Annotated in this window: 16 protein-coding genes and 1 tRNA gene; 11 read left to right on the top strand and 6 right to left on the bottom strand. The window is 37.6% G+C overall.

All coding sequences use genetic code 11. From position 1 onward, the window contains the following. Positions 1-33: 33 nt before the first annotated feature. The 5 genes from M9892_11895 (at position 34) to M9892_11875 (ending at position 3,042) form a co-directional block, all read left to right on the top strand. Positions 34-106: transfer RNA gene (locus M9892_11895), tRNA-Lys, on the top strand. A gap of 58 nt (positions 107-164) precedes the next feature. Next, positions 165-644, top strand: coding sequence for a GAF domain-containing protein (locus tag M9892_11890; GenBank protein MCO5255052.1), 480 nt, complete (start codon positions 165-167; stop codon positions 642-644). A gap of 6 nt (positions 645-650) precedes the next feature. Continuing rightward, positions 651-1,232, top strand: a complete 582-nt coding sequence (locus tag M9892_11885) for a tRNA-(ms[2]io[6]A)-hydroxylase (protein ID MCO5255051.1) — start codon at positions 651-653, stop codon at positions 1,230-1,232. Positions 1,233-1,278: 46 nt separating this feature from the next. Beyond that, the gene (locus tag M9892_11880) at positions 1,279-1,998 is read left to right on the top strand and encodes an FAD-binding oxidoreductase (protein ID MCO5255050.1); all 720 of its coding nucleotides are present in this window, start codon (positions 1,279-1,281) and stop codon (positions 1,996-1,998) included. A 6-nt stretch (positions 1,999-2,004) separates the two neighbouring features. Further along, complete coding sequence (locus M9892_11875) at positions 2,005-3,042, top strand: SPASM domain-containing protein (protein MCO5255049.1); 1,038 nt, start codon at positions 2,005-2,007, stop codon at positions 3,040-3,042. A gap of 6 nt (positions 3,043-3,048) precedes the next feature. Here the strand turns inward: M9892_11875 and M9892_11870 are convergent, their stop codons facing one another. From M9892_11870 to M9892_11845, 6 genes are all read right to left on the bottom strand, one after another. Continuing rightward, complete coding sequence (locus M9892_11870; GenBank protein MCO5255048.1) at positions 3,049-4,362, bottom strand: Mur ligase family protein; 1,314 nt, start codon at positions 4,360-4,362, stop codon at positions 3,049-3,051. Positions 4,363-4,368: 6 nt separating this feature from the next. Then, entirely contained in the window at positions 4,369-4,698 is a 330-nt protein-coding gene (locus M9892_11865) for a DUF4286 family protein (protein ID MCO5255047.1), read from the bottom strand. A gap of 245 nt (positions 4,699-4,943) precedes the next feature. Then, a complete protein-coding gene (rimM, locus tag M9892_11860; GenBank protein ID MCO5255046.1) occupies positions 4,944-5,474 on the bottom strand; it encodes a ribosome maturation factor RimM in 531 nt (176 codons plus the stop codon). 12 nt (positions 5,475-5,486) lie between these two features. Further along, a complete protein-coding gene (locus tag M9892_11855) occupies positions 5,487-6,077 on the bottom strand; it encodes a 30S ribosomal protein S16 (protein MCO5255045.1) in 591 nt (196 codons plus the stop codon). A 99-nt stretch (positions 6,078-6,176) separates the two neighbouring features. After that, positions 6,177-7,478 (bottom strand): MFS transporter, encoded by a 1,302-nt coding sequence (locus tag M9892_11850; protein ID MCO5255044.1) that lies wholly within the window; start codon positions 7,476-7,478, stop codon positions 6,177-6,179. 3 nt (positions 7,479-7,481) lie between these two features. Then, complete coding sequence (locus tag M9892_11845) at positions 7,482-8,639, bottom strand: homogentisate 1,2-dioxygenase (GenBank protein ID MCO5255043.1); 1,158 nt, start codon at positions 8,637-8,639, stop codon at positions 7,482-7,484. A gap of 92 nt (positions 8,640-8,731) precedes the next feature. Here M9892_11845 and M9892_11840 point away from each other — a divergent pair, with 92 nt between their 5' ends. From M9892_11840 to M9892_11815, 6 genes are all read left to right on the top strand, one after another. Next, complete coding sequence (locus M9892_11840; protein MCO5255042.1) at positions 8,732-9,715, top strand: tetratricopeptide repeat protein; 984 nt, start codon at positions 8,732-8,734, stop codon at positions 9,713-9,715. A 26-nt stretch (positions 9,716-9,741) separates the two neighbouring features. Beyond that, a complete protein-coding gene (locus M9892_11835; protein MCO5255041.1) occupies positions 9,742-10,464 on the top strand; it encodes a 3'-5' exonuclease in 723 nt (240 codons plus the stop codon). Positions 10,465-10,543: 79 nt separating this feature from the next. Next, positions 10,544-11,182 (top strand): histidine phosphatase family protein, encoded by a 639-nt coding sequence (locus M9892_11830; GenBank protein ID MCO5255040.1) that lies wholly within the window; start codon positions 10,544-10,546, stop codon positions 11,180-11,182. 148 nt (positions 11,183-11,330) lie between these two features. Further along, positions 11,331-13,238, top strand: a complete 1,908-nt coding sequence (locus M9892_11825; protein ID MCO5255039.1) for a type IIA DNA topoisomerase subunit B — start codon at positions 11,331-11,333, stop codon at positions 13,236-13,238. A gap of 23 nt (positions 13,239-13,261) precedes the next feature. Then, complete coding sequence (locus M9892_11820) at positions 13,262-16,183, top strand: DNA gyrase/topoisomerase IV subunit A (GenBank protein MCO5255038.1); 2,922 nt, start codon at positions 13,262-13,264, stop codon at positions 16,181-16,183. Positions 16,184-16,191: 8 nt separating this feature from the next. Continuing rightward, on the top strand, positions 16,192-16,950 hold the full coding sequence (locus M9892_11815; GenBank protein ID MCO5255037.1) for a mechanosensitive ion channel family protein: 759 nt from the start codon (positions 16,192-16,194) through the stop codon (positions 16,948-16,950).

Here is a 16,950-nt window from a genome sequence, read left to right as displayed (position 1 = left end):
AAGTACAAAACCAACTGAAATTTTTGTAAAAATGATCCTGTAGCTCAGCCGGTAGAGCATTACACTTTTAATGTAGGGGTCCTGGGTTCGAATCCCAGCGGGATCACAAAGGGGAAGATGTTCAGTCTTCCCTTTTGTTTTTGTAATCATTTAATCTTCCCTTTATGCTTCACATGAAAAAAGCCGAAAAATATGAACTTGCAATGAAAGAAATCGTTGCTGTTTGGGATAAGGATATTCATCTGACAGGTAATCTTGCCAATATCACAGCAATACTCAAAACACATTTTGATTTTTGGTGGGTTGGTTTTTATCAAATAATCAATAATAAACTTCAACTGAGTGCTTTCCAAGGACCGGTTGCTTGCACGCAAATTGCCAAAGGAAAAGGCGTTTGTGGCACTGCATGGGAGCAGGAACAAACTATTGTAGTGCCAAACGTACATGAGTTTTCGGGACATATTGCTTGTAATTCGGAATCTAACTCGGAAATTGTTATTCCTGTAATGTGTTACAATTCTGTTTGGGGAGTTTTAGATATTGACAGCAAGGAGCTTAATCACTTTGATGAAACAGATGCAGTCTATTTAGAAAAGATTGTGAGTTTTGTGTCGAACAACATCACTTTAATAATACCGTATTAATAAATCATGTTAGGATTAAAATTAGCCACAGACCCGCGTTGGGTGGACATTGCAAGTATGAGTCTCGAAGAAATACTCACAGACCATGCATGGTGTGAGCAAAAAGCTGCTACCAATGGAATTACCGTAATTTCAAAATTCTCAGAATTTGAGAATATGTTAGAGGAGGTAACTCCTGTAATTGCAGAGGAATGGGGGCACTTTCGCAAAGTTTTGAAAGAATTAAAAAAACGCAATCTAAAGTTAGGTGCACAGAGAAAAGATGAATATGTAAACGCACTTTATAAGCTTGAAAAAAAAGGGGGAAGCAGAGCTGAGGCATTGACCGAAAAACTACTTATCTGTGCGATGATTGAAGCTCGGAGTTGCGAGCGATTCAGGCTGTTGTCATTGCATATTCAGGATGAAGCACTCAAAGAGTTTTATCATGAATTCATGGTGTCTGAAGCAGGGCATTACACACTGTTTATCAAACTTGCAAAAGACATTATGCCCTCCGATTATGTTGACAAACGCTGGCAATATTACTTAGATGGAGAAGCAGAGATTATGAAACAGTTTGAATATAGAAAAGGACGTATTCACTGACAATAATTCATTATCCCATGTCATTTGAAATTTTAATTTTGCAGTCGTGGAAGAAAAATTTGAAAACAGTGGGATTATTCGTTCTGTAAAAAACCTTTCCCCTTCGGTAAAACATTATCAAGTTGAACTCAGCAACAAAGATTCTTTTGATTTTATACCGGGTCAATTTGTCATAATCTCATTTCCAGGAATACATCACCAGTTCCCTTATCGTAGCTATTCGATAGCCTCTGCACCTAATGGCAATTCCTTTGAATTGTGTGTAGTTTTGAAAGAAGACGGTGCCGCAAGCCCCTTGCTGTTTCACATGCAAGAAGGTAATAAAATCCATTTTAGTGCTGCTCAGGGAAAGTTTGTGTTAGTTGAGGAAACAGCAGGAAAAACCTTTTGTTTTATTTGTACCGGAACCGGTGTAGCACCTTTTAGGTCTATGATTCATCATTTGATAAATAACAATCTGCCTTTTGAAAAAATCATACTGATTTTTGGCGGGAGAACTCAAGAGGATTTACTTTATAGAGATGAATTTGAAGCACTTGCAGCACAAGATAAAAGGATAGCCTATTTGCCGGTTTTGTCTCGTGAAAACTGGGATGGATATAAAGGATATTTGCATCAAGTGTATTTGAATAACCCTGATTTTGTAGGCAAACAAAATATGCAGTTTTATATTTGCGGATGGTCGGGTATGGTGCGAGAGGCGAAGAACAATCTCAAAGAGATGGGCTATTCGCGCAAAGAAATTAAATTCGAACTTTTTGACTAATGTGCTATGGGGTATAAAGCACGTTTGACAGATGTCTTTCAATTTATGAAAGTGTTGAATAGACATCGTATTGTCAATGCCATTGGGCTGTATAGGTCATATCAACAAGCGCGTAAACAAGTTCCACGAGAAGCAAAGTATTTCCCCGCTGCCTTGAATATTGAACCAACCACCTCATGCAACCTGAGATGCCCTCAGTGTCCAAGCGGTTTAAGGGCTTTTACGCGCCCTACAGGAATGTTGCAGCCGGAATTGGCAGAGAAAGTAATTAATGAGCTTGCGCCTACGCTGATGTTTCTTACTTTATATTTTCAAGGAGAACCATACCTGAACAAGGATTTTAACCAAATTGTACGTTTAGCGGCAGACAAAAAAATTTATACCATTACCAGTACGAACGGACATTTTTTCAAAAACAGAGAAATGGCAGAAGAAGCCGTTAAAAGCGGACTGAGCAGATTAATCATTTCCATAGACGGAGTCAGCCAAGAAAGTTATGAGCATTACAGAGTTGGCGGACAACTTGAAAAAGTGCTGTCAGGAACCCAAGAAATTTTTGAAGCTAAGAAACGGCTAAAGAGTTCTACACCTTATGTGGTTTGGCAGTTCATTGTATTTAAACATAATCAAAATGAGATTTCTGCTATTAAAAATCTTGCAAAAAAATACAAAGTAGATGGTTTGCAAATCAAAACAGCACAAGTCTATAATTACGAAACCGGAGATGATTGGATACCGGATGAGGAAAGTAAAAGTCGCTACAAAAAAGTTGATGGTAAATTTATCTTTAAGAACAGCCTGTTAAACCATTGTTGGAAAATGTGGCATAGCGCAGTAGTAACCTGGGATGGAGGAGTTGTGCCGTGTTGTTTTGATAAAGACGCTAAACACAATTTTGGCAATTTGAATGAAAATACGTTTGCAGAAATCTGGCAGGGACGCAAATACATGGGCTTCAGACAGAAACTCTTTTTGGGGCGCAAAGAGATTGATATTTGTCAAAACTGCTCGGAAGGAACCAAAGTGTTTCTCAGCAGAAAATAACAGATTTTAAAATTTCCAACCGGCAAAGTTTCCCGAACTCATCATCATCCATACCGCAGGCTCTTTTGTTTTCTGCTCATTTGCAAATGTCTGAATATCGATGATACTTTTGGCAATAATGGCATTTGGAAAGGTTTTATTAAGTAAGTCTTCGTTAGGGAAAGGTTTCTCTTTGATCGCGAGAGCATGTTTGTCAACAAACACAAGGGCTGCATCGGCACAGTTTAATGCATCCTGATAATGTGGTATGAAATCTTCGTTCAAGCTGCTGTAGGTATGTAGTTCCAACATGCACACAAAATGGCGATTGGCATATTTTTGTCTGACAGCCTGCACTGCGGCTTTTACCTTGGATGGAGAGTGAGCAAAATCGCGCATGACAATTACAGATTCGGATTCAAAAATTTTTTCTTGTCTTTTGCCCGTACCACCAAATGACATCATACTGTTAAGAAAACTTTGTGTTTCAATACCTATGGTTTTACAAAGCAAAGAAGCAGCTTTCATATTTTGAAAATTAAAGGCACCAAAGACTTTCATTGGATATTGATGTGAGTCAACGATTACTTTTGAGTTGGACTCAGTATCTTCAAACTCAAAAGCATCATACTGTTCAAAAAGGATTTTACTTTTAAAATAGGGCTCATCAGCTACAGTTTTATGCACAAATAACTTTGCGCCCTGTGCCAGACTGCCCGTAAAAAAATTAAACTGTTCTACATATTCAGGATAAGTTTTGAAAACATTGATGTGATCCCACGCAACCCCTGTAATTACGGCTGCATGCGGTTTGTAATGTAGAAATTTAGGTTTGGAATCGAGTGCAGACGATAAATACTCATCACCTTCAATAATCATATAAGGTGCATCGCTCAGGCATACCATTCTTTCAAATCCCTCAAGTTGTGAGCCTACTAAGTAGTCAAACCGGATTTGATGTTGTTTTAAACTGTGCATCACCATTGCGGTTGTAGTGGTTTTGCCATGACTCCCCGCAATTACAATACGTGTTTTGCTTGCTGCATGAGAGGCAATGAACTCGGGAAATGATTGAATTTTGAGTCCTAGTGATTGGGCTTTCAGCAACTCAGGATTGTTGGCTTTGGCGTGCATACCAAGGATAATGAGGTCTATATCTTTTGAGAGTTTATCTTCAAACCAACCCTCTTTTTCGGGTAGCAGCCCGGCATTTTGTAATCTCTCTTTTGCAGGACTAAATATGGTGTCATCACTTCCGCTCACATGATGACCTCTGAATTGAAGCTCCAGAGCGAGATTGTGCATAACCGCACCGCCAATGGCTATAAGGTGTATTCGCATATAAGATTAGAATTGTGCAATAATTTCAAGTTGGGTTCTAAAAGCGTGGATGGCATTTCCAAATTCTTTGAAAGTCTTGTCCCTTAATACATCCGCGTGTTTTGCAATATACTTGTCAAAATCAGTAGGAGAGTTATATAGATATTGAATTGCATAAGTTGGACCGTGTTCAATGTGTTCCGGAGAAATCAGTTTGAGCATTCTGCATTCTGTAAAACAACCGGTTTGCATTACTTCAGGAATATGAGTGTGCTTCATCCATTCAAGCCATTTTGTTTCAATGGCATGTTCTGCATGGCAGGTTACATTGTAATAATACATGGGGTAAAAGTACATAGGCTATTCACTCATCTTTTTCAATTTTATAAACATAAAATCAATGTTTGCACAAGTTTTAATCCAGGCAGACTTTTGGTGCAAAATACTTAATTGTATATATTCTACATTGCACTTTTAGCAAGCAATGAAAGTCTTGTTGATGTTGGGTAGTCGGAATAAATAAGAATTGTGCAAATTCCTTTTATCTAGTAAACAAATTACATTCACTAAGGGATTTGAGAATTATAAATGGTAAATGAGGATTATAAATCAGTCAACCCTTCGTGCATTTCCAGTACAAGTCTGTTAAGAGAATGATCAACATCTATAATAAGACTATGATGAATAGGGACGAGTATAGACTTATTCTCCATTTCAATATCCAATAAATCATGCATGGGCATTTGAATCAATTCTTTAATAATTCCAATTCTTTCATTGTTCTGGTTAAAGAGTTCAAGCCCGATAAAGTTGTGATAATCTATCTCCTGATTGTCAGGCAAGTCAGATGTATGTATTTGAATATCAAGCCCGGCAATGGATTGTGCTTCTTTTTCACTGTTGATGTCTTCCAGTTTGATATATTCATTGTCAGCATTATAAGACTCAATTTTATAGGGCACCCATCTTCCTTCTCTTTTCAAAAGCATAAATCCCGATTGAGTAATAGCATTGAAAATGTCGTCAGAATCAACGGCAATTTTGACAGCACCTTTGAATCCATGTGCTTTCACAATAAAACCCACCTTTTGGGTGGGTTTTGAATGAATATTTGCTGTTAAACGGTTTGACATCCGTTATTTTGATTATTCAGCAGTAGGTTCTTCGCTTGTTTCAGCAGTAGTATCATTTGCCGGAGTAACTTCTGCAACCACTTCTTCGCTTGTTTCATCAGTTACTACATCTTCAGTAGGCTCTTCTGTCGCTACTTCCTCTACAGGTGTGTTTTTAGCAAGAATTTTAGCGCTTCTTGCTTCTTTCTTCGCTGTTTCAGCTTTCAATCTTTCAGCCATGATATCAGCCTTAGACTTCACAACTCGAGTCTTTTTGCCTTCTACTTTGCTGACTTTTTGTTCCCACCATGCATCAAATTTTGCATCGGCTTGTTCTTGAGTTAAAGCACCTTTCTTTACACCACGGTTAAGGTGTGCTTTGTAAATTGCTCCTTTGTAAGAAAGGATTGCGCGTGTAGTGTCGGTAGGTTGTGCACCTCTTTCAAGCCATTTTACTGCACTATCAAGGTTCAACTCAATAGTTGCAGGGTTTGTATTAGGATTATAAGTTCCTAATTTTTCAATGGTCTTACTGTCTCTTGGAGCACGTGAATCAACCGCCACAATGTGATAGAAAGCACTTTTCTTTCTACCATGTCTTTGTAATCTTAATTTTACTGCCATTTTGTTTGTTATTTAATTTAACCGCAAGTTCTCCTGATTTGCGGGGGTGCAAAAGTAATGTATTTTCTAAATAAAATATATATTGTTTGAAGTCTTTTTTTAGGGCATGGGTTTCCATTGATTTTTTTTGTTGGCTATCTGTAGTTTCCACATAAAAAATAAACCTGCAATGAAAAAAGAAGCTAATAAAATAACACTATTGCGCATGCCTCCCGTTATTTGAATGAGAATACCATAGCTAAGTGTACCAATGAAAATTGCTACCTTCTCGGTTAATTCATAAAAACTAAAATAGGATGCATTGTCTTTCTTGCCCGGAATGATGCTTGCAAATGCCGAACGCGATTGACTCTGTGTGCCACCCATTACAGCACCTACGGCTACGGCTAAAATATAAAAATGGGTTGCTGTCTTAATAAAATAGGCGCTTACACAAACTGCAATCCAAACAAAAAGCATAATGCTGATTGAAAAGAAAGTACCTTTAATCTTGGATATAAAGGCAAAAAAATATGCACCGGCTATACCTACTAACTGAATGAGCAAAATCACAATGATGAGTTTGCTGCTTTCAAGGTGCAGTTCCTTAGTGCCAAATAAAGTGGCGATGTACATCACCGTTTGGACGCCCATACTGTAGAAAAAGAATGCGAGCAAAAACTTAGATTGAACCGGCACCTTTCTAATAGATTGCTGCACTTGAAGGGCTTCAAGATATCCTTTTTTTAATAGTCCTTGTGGTGTGTTCACAGTTGGTGAATGGGGCATTTTGGATATTGAATACAAACCAAAACATGCCCACCAGATCCCCACGCTCAAAAATGCAAATCGTGTAGCTTGTTTTGAATCCGCAAATCCAAATGTGTCAAAAAAGGATATACAAATCAGATTAATGATGAGCAAAATCATACTGCCTGCATAACCCATAGCAAAGCCCTGCGCACTGAGTTTGTCAAATCTGTCGGGGGTGGATATTTCGGGTAGATAGGCGTTGTAAAAAACCAGGCTGCCTGCATAACCTATCGTAGATAATGCAAACCCGGATATTCCAATCCAAAGATATTCTTCAGAAAAAAAATAGAGAAATGCACATGATAAACTTCCCAATAAGGTGAAGAGTGTGAGAAAGCGTTTTTTCAATCCCGCTACATCTGATAAGCCGGACAGCAGAGGGTTGATGAGTGCAACTATTAAAAATGAAAAAGCCAGAATGAAAGAATAGAGAGCAGTATTTTGTATTTGTATGCCCCAAACTCTTAGCATTTCAGCTTTACTGGCTGTTACGATTTCAAAATAAATAGGAAAAATTGCACTCGTAATGGTGAGTGAAAATGCAGAGTTTGCCCAGTCATAAAGACTCCAAGCTCTGGTTTGTGATTTAATATTCTTTTCTGTTGTCAAAGATTATTCAAGCCAAGAGCGGTAGTACTGATTATCTTCCACGTCAAGAGCCGCCTGAGTTAGGTAGCTGGCGTTGAATGTGTCTATCATCACAGCGAGTTCGCGTGTTTCTTTTTGACCAATACTTTTCTCGAGTGTACCCGGATGTGGACCATGCGGAATCCCTTTGGGGTGAATTGTAAACATCCCTTTGTCAACATGCTTGCGGCTCATGAATTCGCCATCTACATAATAAAGCACTTCGTCACTATCCACATTGCTGTGGTGATAGGGAGCAGGGATTGCAAGAGGATGGTAGTCATACATCCTTGGGACAAATGAACAAATGACAAAATTATGTCCTTCAAATTGCTGGTGTATGGGAGGGGGCATGTGAACCCTGCCTGTAATCGGCTCGTAGTCATGGATTGAAAAAATATAAGGGTAAACCAAACCGTCCCAACCGATTGCGTCAAATGGATGTGTTGCATACACAAAATCATATTGATAACCTGTTTTTCTTACTTTCACAAGGAAATCGCCATGCTCGTCATAAGTTTTTAAATTTTGTGGTGTTTTGATGTCGCGTTCACAAAAAGGAGAATGCTCAAGTAATTGACCTTGATTGTTAGTGTAACGTCTTGGGAATGTAACCGGACTAAAGGATTGTGTAATTAAAAGTCGGTTATCTTCATCATTGAAATGCATTTGATAAATGGTGCCTCTGGGAACCACAATATAATCACCATATTTGAACTGAAGTTCTCCATAAATACTCTTCATGGTTCCAGAACCGTGATGCACAAAAATAATTTCGTCTCCTTCAGAATTTTTGAAGAAATAATCTGTCATACTCTTTTTGGGTGCAGCAACAGCAACGTTTACATCATTATTGCCGAATAAGACAACCCTGCTTTCCAAATAATCTTCCTTGGGTTGAACATTAAAGCCCTGCAAACAGCGCGGGGTAATATTATCTGTAGTAACATATTTAGGGCTAATGTCAACGGATTTGCCTATTTGCTTAATCATTGTAGGAGGGTAATTATGATAAACAATTGAGTAAATACTTGAAAATCCTTCTGTGCTGATAAGCTCCTCCGCATATAGACTTCCATCCGGTTTGCGAAACTGTGTGTGCCTCTTAGGTGGCACTTGACCTATTCGTTGGTAAAATGGCATATTAGTAAGTCTTTTAAATTGTGTCAAAATTAAGCATTTTTGCAAGCATGGAAACACGAACCTTAAAAAAGTGTTTAATTACTTTTTTTAGTATGGTTATATTGCTTGTAGCTTGTAAGCATGAAGTCAAAAGATATATAGACCCTGAAGACACTCATTATTCCGTAGATGTCCGTTCAGTAAGCAGAAGGATTAATAAGGACTCTAAAAATGCTGAACTTTATTACAAAAGAGCCAATATTTTCTTTGTAGAGAATAAATTTAAAGATGCAATTGCGGATATTAATGTCGCCATTGAACTGAGTCCTAAGGTAGCCTTTTATTATATGAAGCTCGGGGAATATTATATGTCAGGCGATACAGCAAATGCTAAAGAGGCTGAGAAAGCTTATTTGAAATCTATTGAACTTGACCCGAGCAAAGAAGAAACGCACTTAAAGTACGCCATATTATTATTGGCTAAGCAACAATACAAAGAAGTTGTTGAACAACTGACGAGTGTTTTAAATATCAACTCTTCTAATGCAGATGCGATGTTTTACTTAGGGATGGTTAATAAGGAAACAGGTGATACTGCAAATGCAATCAAGCGTTTTCAGGAAACTGCCAATATAGACAATGGTTATTACAATGCCTATATGCAACTTGCATTTTTATATATAGATAAAGACCCGCAACTTGCTTTGTCTTACGTAGATAATGCTATAAGAGTGGATGAATTCAGCGATGAAGCTCATTATGCCAAAGGGTTGATTCTTGAAGACAGAGGTGAATATACTATTGCAAAAGAGTTTTATAAACGCACAATTGAATTGAACCCACAGCACAGATTTGCTTATTTTAGGTTAGCTTACATAAATGCAGAAGTCGATAAAAACATGAACAAAGCATTAGAATACCTTGATAAGCTATTGAATATTGACCCGGATTTTGTTCAAGGGTTATATTTCAGAGGTGCAATCTATAAACAGATGAAGATGTTTGACAATGCTTATAATGACCTGGAAAAAGCCAGTCGGCTACAGCCCGATAATCAAGAAATCAAAGCTGAGTTAGAAGAGTTGCGCAAAGGCTGATATAAATTTTAACAATAATTTAAACTATGAGAATACTTGAAAACATAGACCTCAAATCTGTTCTGGTAATGGATATTGAAACAGTATCGGGTTGCAAAAATTTTTCAGATTTACCCGAAAAATGGCAACAACTGTGGAGCAAGAAGGCAAACAACATTAAGGCGGCAGAAGAAGACACTCCTGAATCGCTCTATCCAAGGGCTGCTATTTATAGTGAATTTGGCAAAGTCATCTCTATTTGCTGTGGTATTTTTATCAAAAAAGAAGGAGAGTGGTTCTTCAAATTAAAGGACTTCTCAGGACATGATGAATCCGTATTGTTGAACGATTTTGCAGATATGCTGAATAAACATTTCACATCAGGTCTGTCACGTTTTTGTACACACAATGGACGCGAATTTGACATCCCTTATCTTTGTCGTAGAATGATTATCAATGGAATTAAATTACCGGCAATGATGGATATGAGCGGTCTTAAACCTTGGGAAATACAGCATATTGATACATTGGAATTGTGGAAATTTGGAGATTATAAAGCCTATACCTCTTTGAATGTGCTTGCAGCCGTTTTGGATATTCCTTCACCCAAGGACGATATTGACGGCTCAATGGTGGGTGCAGTATATTGGCAGGAAAATGACTTACATAGGATTGTTACTTATTGTAAAAAGGATGTAGTCACTACTGCACGTGTTCTAATGAAATTGAAAGGATTAAAACCAATTGAAGATGACTATGTCATCATGTAGTGTAGGTGTCTTGTGAAATAGTTTTTGGGGGTATGCTTATTCAATTGTGTATTATTGAGTGCTTGAATTTCATTTATATATGAATGCAAAAACTCTTTATATAATCAGACACGGTCAAACAGATTTCAACAAAAGAAATATTGTACAAGGAAGTGGTATAGACTCCGACTTAAACACTGTTGGTCGTTTGCAAGCTGAGAGTTTTTACGATTTCTATAAAGACGAAGGGTTTGACATTGTTTATACATCAGGATTGAAGCGAGCTATCCAAAGTGTTGATTCATTTATTCAAAATGGGTTTGAACATAGAATTCATCTTGGACTGAATGAAATCAACTGGGGTGTTTTGGAAGGTAAAGAAAATTCACCACAGCAACGAAAAATCTTTGATGAAATCATGAAAGAGTGGCGTATGGGAAACCTTGATAAAGCCATCGAAAACGGTGAAACGCCAAGACAATTGATGCATCGACAAACACAAAGTTTAGACGACATCCTGAAAACAGATGCTAAGAAAATACTTATTTCTTCACATGGCAGAGCATTGCGCAGCTTCATGTGCCTACTCACATGCCAATCTCAACAAAATATGCATTTGTTTCCCCATACCAATTTAGGGCTTTACGTGTTGGAACAAGTTGACGACAGGAGATTTGAGATTGTGATGAAAAATAATACCGACCATTTAGCAGATGCATTAGTAACGAGTTATTATTAATCGTTACTTACCGTTATTGTCAATCATGAGATTTTTTTACATCCCCTTGTCCTGTCTAATTGCGACTGGAATTATTTGTCAAATCATGTTTAAAACTTTCGGATAACCACAGAGGCTGTAGGATTAATTTCGCTGTTTGATTCAAGCTATGGCGGAAAACCCTATTTCATATACAGAAGATAATATTAAATCCCTTGATTGGAAGGAGCATATACGACTGCGCCCAGGTATGTATATCGGGAAGCTGGGTGATGGCGCTGCTGCGGACGATGGTATTTATGTTTTGATTAAAGAAGTGGTGGACAACTCTATTGACGAACACATGATGGGGTTTGGCAATAAGATTGAAGTGAGTATTGCCGGGAATAGAGTTTCGGTGAGAGACTATGGGAGAGGTATCCCACTTGGCAAAGTGATTGATTGTGTTTCTAAAATCAATACAGGTGGCAAATATGATTCAGGTGCTTTTCAGAAATCTGTGGGTTTGAACGGTGTGGGAACCAAAGCAGTCAATGCACTGTCTAATTATTTTATGGTGCAATCATTTAGAGATGGCAAAGTCAAAACAGCCGAGTTTGAAAAAGGTGTTTTGGTCAATGACGCACCCTTGGCAGCTACCGGACAAACCAATGGTACATTGATTGTTTTTGAACCGGATAATACCATTTTCAGAAATTTTCGCTATATCCCGCACTTTATGGAGGATCAGTTCTGGAACTATAGCTTTCTGAATGCAGGTTTAACATTGAATTTTAATGGTCAAATCTTTCATTCCAAAAGAGGATTGTTGGATTTGCTGGAACGCAAAGCTGATATTGAAACACTTCGCTATCCGATTTTACATTTTAAAGGAAAGGATATTGAAGTCGCTTTTTCTCATGGAAATCAATATGGTGAAGAGTATTATTCTTTTGTAAATGGTCAAAATACTACACAAGGTGGTACACATCTATCTGCTTTCAAGGAAGCATTGGTGAGAACCTTGCGTGATTTTTACAAAAAAGATTTTGACCCTTCTGATGTACGCTCTGCAATCGTTGGAGCTATTGCAGTTAGAGTTCAAGAGCCGGTTTTTGAAAGTCAGACTAAAACCAAATTAGGTTCAACTGAAATGTATCCCGGAGGGAATTCTCTCAGGGTATTTGTCAATGATTTTATCAAAAAGGAGTTAGACGACTTCCTGCACAAAAATCCATCAATTGCAGATGCTTTGCTTTCGCGTATTCAGCAATCTGAAAGGGAGCGAAAGGATATGGCAGGAATTAGGAAACTTGCCAATCAAAGAGCCAAAAAAGCCAATGTTCACAACAAAAAACTTAGAGATTGTAGAATTCATTTTACGGATGAAAACAAAGATGAAAGATTTGAAACCACTTTATTTATTACAGAAGGGGATTCAGCTTCGGGCTCAATTACTAAATCCCGAAATGTGGAAACACAAGCGGTTTTTTCATTGCGCGGTAAACCTTTGAACTGCTATGGGCTTAGCAAAAAAGTAGTGTATGAAAATGAAGAGTTTAATTTGTTACAACACGCTTTGGGAATAGAAGAGGGGATTGAGTTTTTGAGGTATAACAAAGTTGTTATTGCTACTGATGCAGACGTGGATGGTATGCATATCCGTTTATTGATGATGACTTTCTTTTTGCAATTTTTTCCTGATTTAGTTAAAAATGGTCATGTATATATTTTAACTACACCACTATTTAGGGTGAGAAATAAGAAACAGACGGTGTATTGCTATGACGAAGCTGAAAAACAAAGTGCTATTTCCCAGTTGGGCAACAAACCTGAAATTACGCGATTCAAAGGGCTGGGAGAGATCTCTCCTGACGAGTTCGGGATGTTTATTGGTGCGGATATGAGGCTTGAACCAATTATCCTCAGAAAAGATACTCCTATTGAAAAACTTCTGAAATATTATATGGGGAAAAATACCCCTGACCGACAAGAGTTCATTATAGAGAATCTAAAAATAGAAAAAGAGGATATTGTTAAAGAAGAAATAGATTCGACAGTAGTTTCAGCCAAAAAAGAAGAAGAAGTAGCAGCCTGATTATTAAGAGAGCATTGAAGTAAATGAGTTACGAAGAAGAAGATCCCATAGAAGAAGAAAATTTGAATGAAGAAGAAGTTGATTCATTAGAAGAATCGGATGGTGGAATTGTGCATGATAACAATGCAGATGGTGGCGTATTGCCGGTTTCTGGCTTATATGAAAATTGGTTTTTAGATTATGCATCTTATGTTATTTTGGAGCGAGCCGTTCCTGACCTCAATGATGGTTTAAAGCCTGTTCAGCGCAGAATTTTACATGCGATGAAAGAGATGGACGATGGCAGATACAACAAAGTTGCCAATATCATCGGACAGACCATGCAATACCATCCTCACGGTGATGCCTCTATTGGTGATGCGATTGTGAATTTAGGACAAAAAAATTTACTCATTGACACACAAGGTAACTGGGGTGATATTCGAACCGGTGATAGTGCAGCAGCTTCCCGATACATTGAAGCCAGACTCACGTCATTTGCACTTGAAGTGCTCTATAATCCACAAACAACCACTTGGGTTAATTCTTATGATGGTAGAAAAAAAGAGCCTTTGCACCTGCCTGTTAAGTTTCCTTTAGTTCTGGCACAAGGAATAGAAGGGATTGCTGTGGGACTTGCAACCAAAATTATGCCTCACAATTTCAAAGAATTGTGTCAAGGGTCCGTAGATGTGCTCAAGGGCAAAAAAACACATATACTGCCGGATTTCTTAACCGGTGGCATGGCTGATTTCTCTAACTATAACAGCGGAATGAAGGGTGGTAAAATCAGGGTGAGGGCACGCATTGAACAGGCAGAAGGGAAAAGACTGCTGGTAAAAGAAATTCCCTACGGTACTACAACCGGGTCTTTGATTGATTCTATTGTGAAAGCCAACGACAACGGCAAAATCAAAATTCGCAAAGTCATTGATAATACTGCCAAAGATGTTGAAATTGAAATTCAGGTAATGCCCGGTATCAGTCCTGAAATGACGATAGATGCACTCTATGCTTTTACGGATTGTGAAGTTTCTATTTCTCCCAGTGCATGTGTGATTGTAGATGATAAACCGGTTTTTCTGTCGGTGGATGAAATGCTTGAAATCAGCACACATAAGACTGTTGATTTACTTGAGCAGGAACTCAAAATAAAATTAGCGGAACTGAATGAAAAATGGCATTTTAGTTCCTTAGAGAAAATTTTTATTGAAGAAAGGATTTATCGCGACATTGAAGAGTGTGAAACTTGGGAAGAAATCATACAAACCATAGATAAAGGATTAGAACCATTTAAACCCAAGCTCAAAAGAGATGTAACTGTTGAGGATATTGCCAAATTGACTGAAATTCGAATCAAGCGTATTTCCAAATTTGATTCTTTCAAAGCAGATGAACTGCTGATAGCACTTGAAAAACAGATTGCAGAAGTGCTTTATAACCTTGAACATCTTGTGGATTATGCCATTGATTATTTTGAAAATCTGGTGAAAAAATATGGTAAAGGAAAAGAAAGGCAAACAGAAATCAGATTGTTTGATACCATTGAAGCTAATGTTGTTGCGGTTGCTAATGAAAAACTCTATGCAAATTTTGCAGAAGGGTTTGTAGGTATGGAACTAAAAAAAGATGAATACATTACGGATTGCTCTGATATTGATGATATTATCGCTTTCCGAAAAGACGGGAAATATCAGATTAGTAAGGTGGCAGGTAAGCAGTTTATGGGCAAAGACCTGATTCATGTGGATGTATTCAGAAAGAACGATGATCGCAAAGTGTACAACGTTGTGTATGTGGACGGGAAAAGTAAAATTGCCTATGTGAAACGTTTTAATGTATTAAGTCTTATACGCGACAAGGAATATGACCTTACTAGCGGAACACCCGGTTCTAAAGTGTTGTATTTTACTGCTAATTACAATTCAGAAGCCGAAAAGATTGGTATTTATTTAAGTTCGCTTGCAAGTGCAAAAAAGAAACTCTTAGAATACAATTTTACAGAATTAGCCATCAAAGGCAGAAACTCTCGCGGCAATTTGCTGACCAAACACCCTATTAGGAAAATTGAGATGACTGAAAAAGGTGTTTCAACGGAAAGGGGGCGCGATATTTATTATGAACTTGAAATTGGAAGGCTTAACACTGATGGGCGGGGAGAATACCTAGGTTCTTTTACTTCGGAAGATAGAATTTTGGCAATTTTTCACGATGGAAGTTACGAGATTACGGATAATGAACTGACGCACAAATTTGACGGTAAAGAGATTCTGTTTCTTCAGAAATTTAATACTGCTCAACCCATTAATGCGGTTCATTACGACCCGGATACAAAAGCTGTTTTTGTTAAACGCTTTAAGATTGAAACAACTACACTGGGCAGAAAATTTAGTTTTATCAGCGAAGGTCGAGGAGCTAAGTTGCTTATAGCATCTACATTTGAAAATCCTGAAATTGAATATAGTTATAAGAATGAACGCGGGGTGAAAATTTCTCAAAAAGTAACACTTGCAGATTTTATTGATGTTAAAGGGTGGAAAGCCACAGGAAATAAGCTTACTTCTGAAAGGTTGACAAGTATCAAATTACTTTCACCATTAAAAGGAGAAATAACAAAAGAAAATATTGGGGATAATATACCAAACAAAGAAGAACAGCAGATTGAATCCCAAGATATTGAAGATGTTGAAAAAGATGATGGAGATGAGACTTCGCCAATACAAATACCGCCTTTGCCCATATCTGAAGAAGTTGTGCAAGAGACAGTGATAAAACAGCCTAAAACAGAAAAAGAAAAACCGGTCGATAAGCAAACCGAAAATGAGCCTCAACCTAAAAAGCCGGTAATTAAAAGTCCCCGCCAAGATATACCTGAAATCAAGATGACCGTGGTTGACACACGAACCAAGAATGAGGACGAGGATAATGCCGATAGTTTTGGACAAAAAAGCCTTTTTGATTTATAATTTAAGATATGTTCAGCCATATTGATACAACCATTGGAAAACTGCTCATTAACGGACTATTTATAGCTTCTGTACTTACACTGCGAGCGGTTGTTTTGCATTTATACAGACGCAGAAAAAACATTGTGAATGGTTTAGATAATTTTATTGTGGGTATCAATACAATCTCACTTATTATCATTCTTGTTCTGTTGTTCTTTGCTTTTCTTCAACTCGTTAATATTGAAATCAAACACTTTTTTACCTCTATTTCCATTATTGCTGCCGCTATCGCAATTTTGTCCAAAGATTATATTTCTAATGCTATCAATGGAATGACGCTTATGTTCAATACCAATATTGAAATAGGAGATTATGTGAAAATTGATGAACAAAAAGGCAAAATCATCAACCTGAGTTTAATGAATGTGCAACTGAAAAGCGAAGAGGGGGATTTAGTGTTGATTCCAAACAATCTTGTTTTGAACCACCAGATAGTAAATTATACTAAAGGAGATACGCGCAAGGCACAGGTTGAATTACCATTGCCGATTATAATGTTTGAGGATATAGAAAAAACAGAGCGAGTATTTAAAGAAACAATCAGCGAGTTTAATCACAAAGCCAATTTGAATAGCTTTAATGTGCGTATTGTTGATATTCAAAAAGATGTTGTAACTGTGCGTTTGTCCATTATTCTTCATGAAACAGATTGGGAGATTGACAAAGAAATTCGCAAGAAATGGATTAACAAATGGGCGTTGCTCAAACAACAATTAGAAAAATAA

This window comes from Bacteroidota bacterium (genome assembly GCA_023957335.1).
In the GTDB taxonomy this organism is placed as follows: Bacteria; Bacteroidota; Bacteroidia; order NS11-12g; family UBA955; genus JALOAG01.
This window is presented reverse-complemented; position numbering and strand designations above follow the sequence as displayed.

What these genes read in the sequence shown, in the direction of transcription:
- M9892_11890 (MCO5255052.1), top strand. Translation starts at nt 165, where the DNA reads ATGCTTCACATGAAAAAAGCCGAAAAATATGAACTTGCAATGAAAGAA.
- M9892_11885 (MCO5255051.1), top strand. Translation starts at nt 651, where the DNA reads ATGTTAGGATTAAAATTAGCCACAGACCCGCGTTGGGTGGACATTGCA.
- M9892_11875 (MCO5255049.1), top strand. Translation starts at nt 2,005, where the DNA reads ATGGGGTATAAAGCACGTTTGACAGATGTCTTTCAATTTATGAAAGTG.
- M9892_11870 (MCO5255048.1), bottom strand. Translation starts at nt 4,362, where the DNA reads ATGCGAATACACCTTATAGCCATTGGCGGTGCGGTTATGCACAATCTC.
- M9892_11865 (MCO5255047.1), bottom strand. Translation starts at nt 4,698, where the DNA reads ATGTACTTTTACCCCATGTATTATTACAATGTAACCTGCCATGCAGAA.
- rimM (MCO5255046.1), bottom strand. Translation starts at nt 5,474, where the DNA reads ATGTCAAACCGTTTAACAGCAAATATTCATTCAAAACCCACCCAAAAG.
- M9892_11855 (MCO5255045.1), bottom strand. Translation starts at nt 6,077, where the DNA reads ATGGCAGTAAAATTAAGATTACAAAGACATGGTAGAAAGAAAAGTGCT.
- M9892_11845 (MCO5255043.1), bottom strand. Translation starts at nt 8,639, where the DNA reads ATGCCATTTTACCAACGAATAGGTCAAGTGCCACCTAAGAGGCACACA.
- M9892_11840 (MCO5255042.1), top strand. Translation starts at nt 8,732, where the DNA reads ATGGTTATATTGCTTGTAGCTTGTAAGCATGAAGTCAAAAGATATATA.
- M9892_11835 (MCO5255041.1), top strand. Translation starts at nt 9,742, where the DNA reads ATGAGAATACTTGAAAACATAGACCTCAAATCTGTTCTGGTAATGGAT.
- M9892_11830 (MCO5255040.1), top strand. Translation starts at nt 10,544, where the DNA reads ATGAATGCAAAAACTCTTTATATAATCAGACACGGTCAAACAGATTTC.
- M9892_11825 (MCO5255039.1), top strand. Translation starts at nt 11,331, where the DNA reads ATGGCGGAAAACCCTATTTCATATACAGAAGATAATATTAAATCCCTT.
- M9892_11820 (MCO5255038.1), top strand. Translation starts at nt 13,262, where the DNA reads ATGAGTTACGAAGAAGAAGATCCCATAGAAGAAGAAAATTTGAATGAA.
- M9892_11815 (MCO5255037.1), top strand. Translation starts at nt 16,192, where the DNA reads ATGTTCAGCCATATTGATACAACCATTGGAAAACTGCTCATTAACGGA.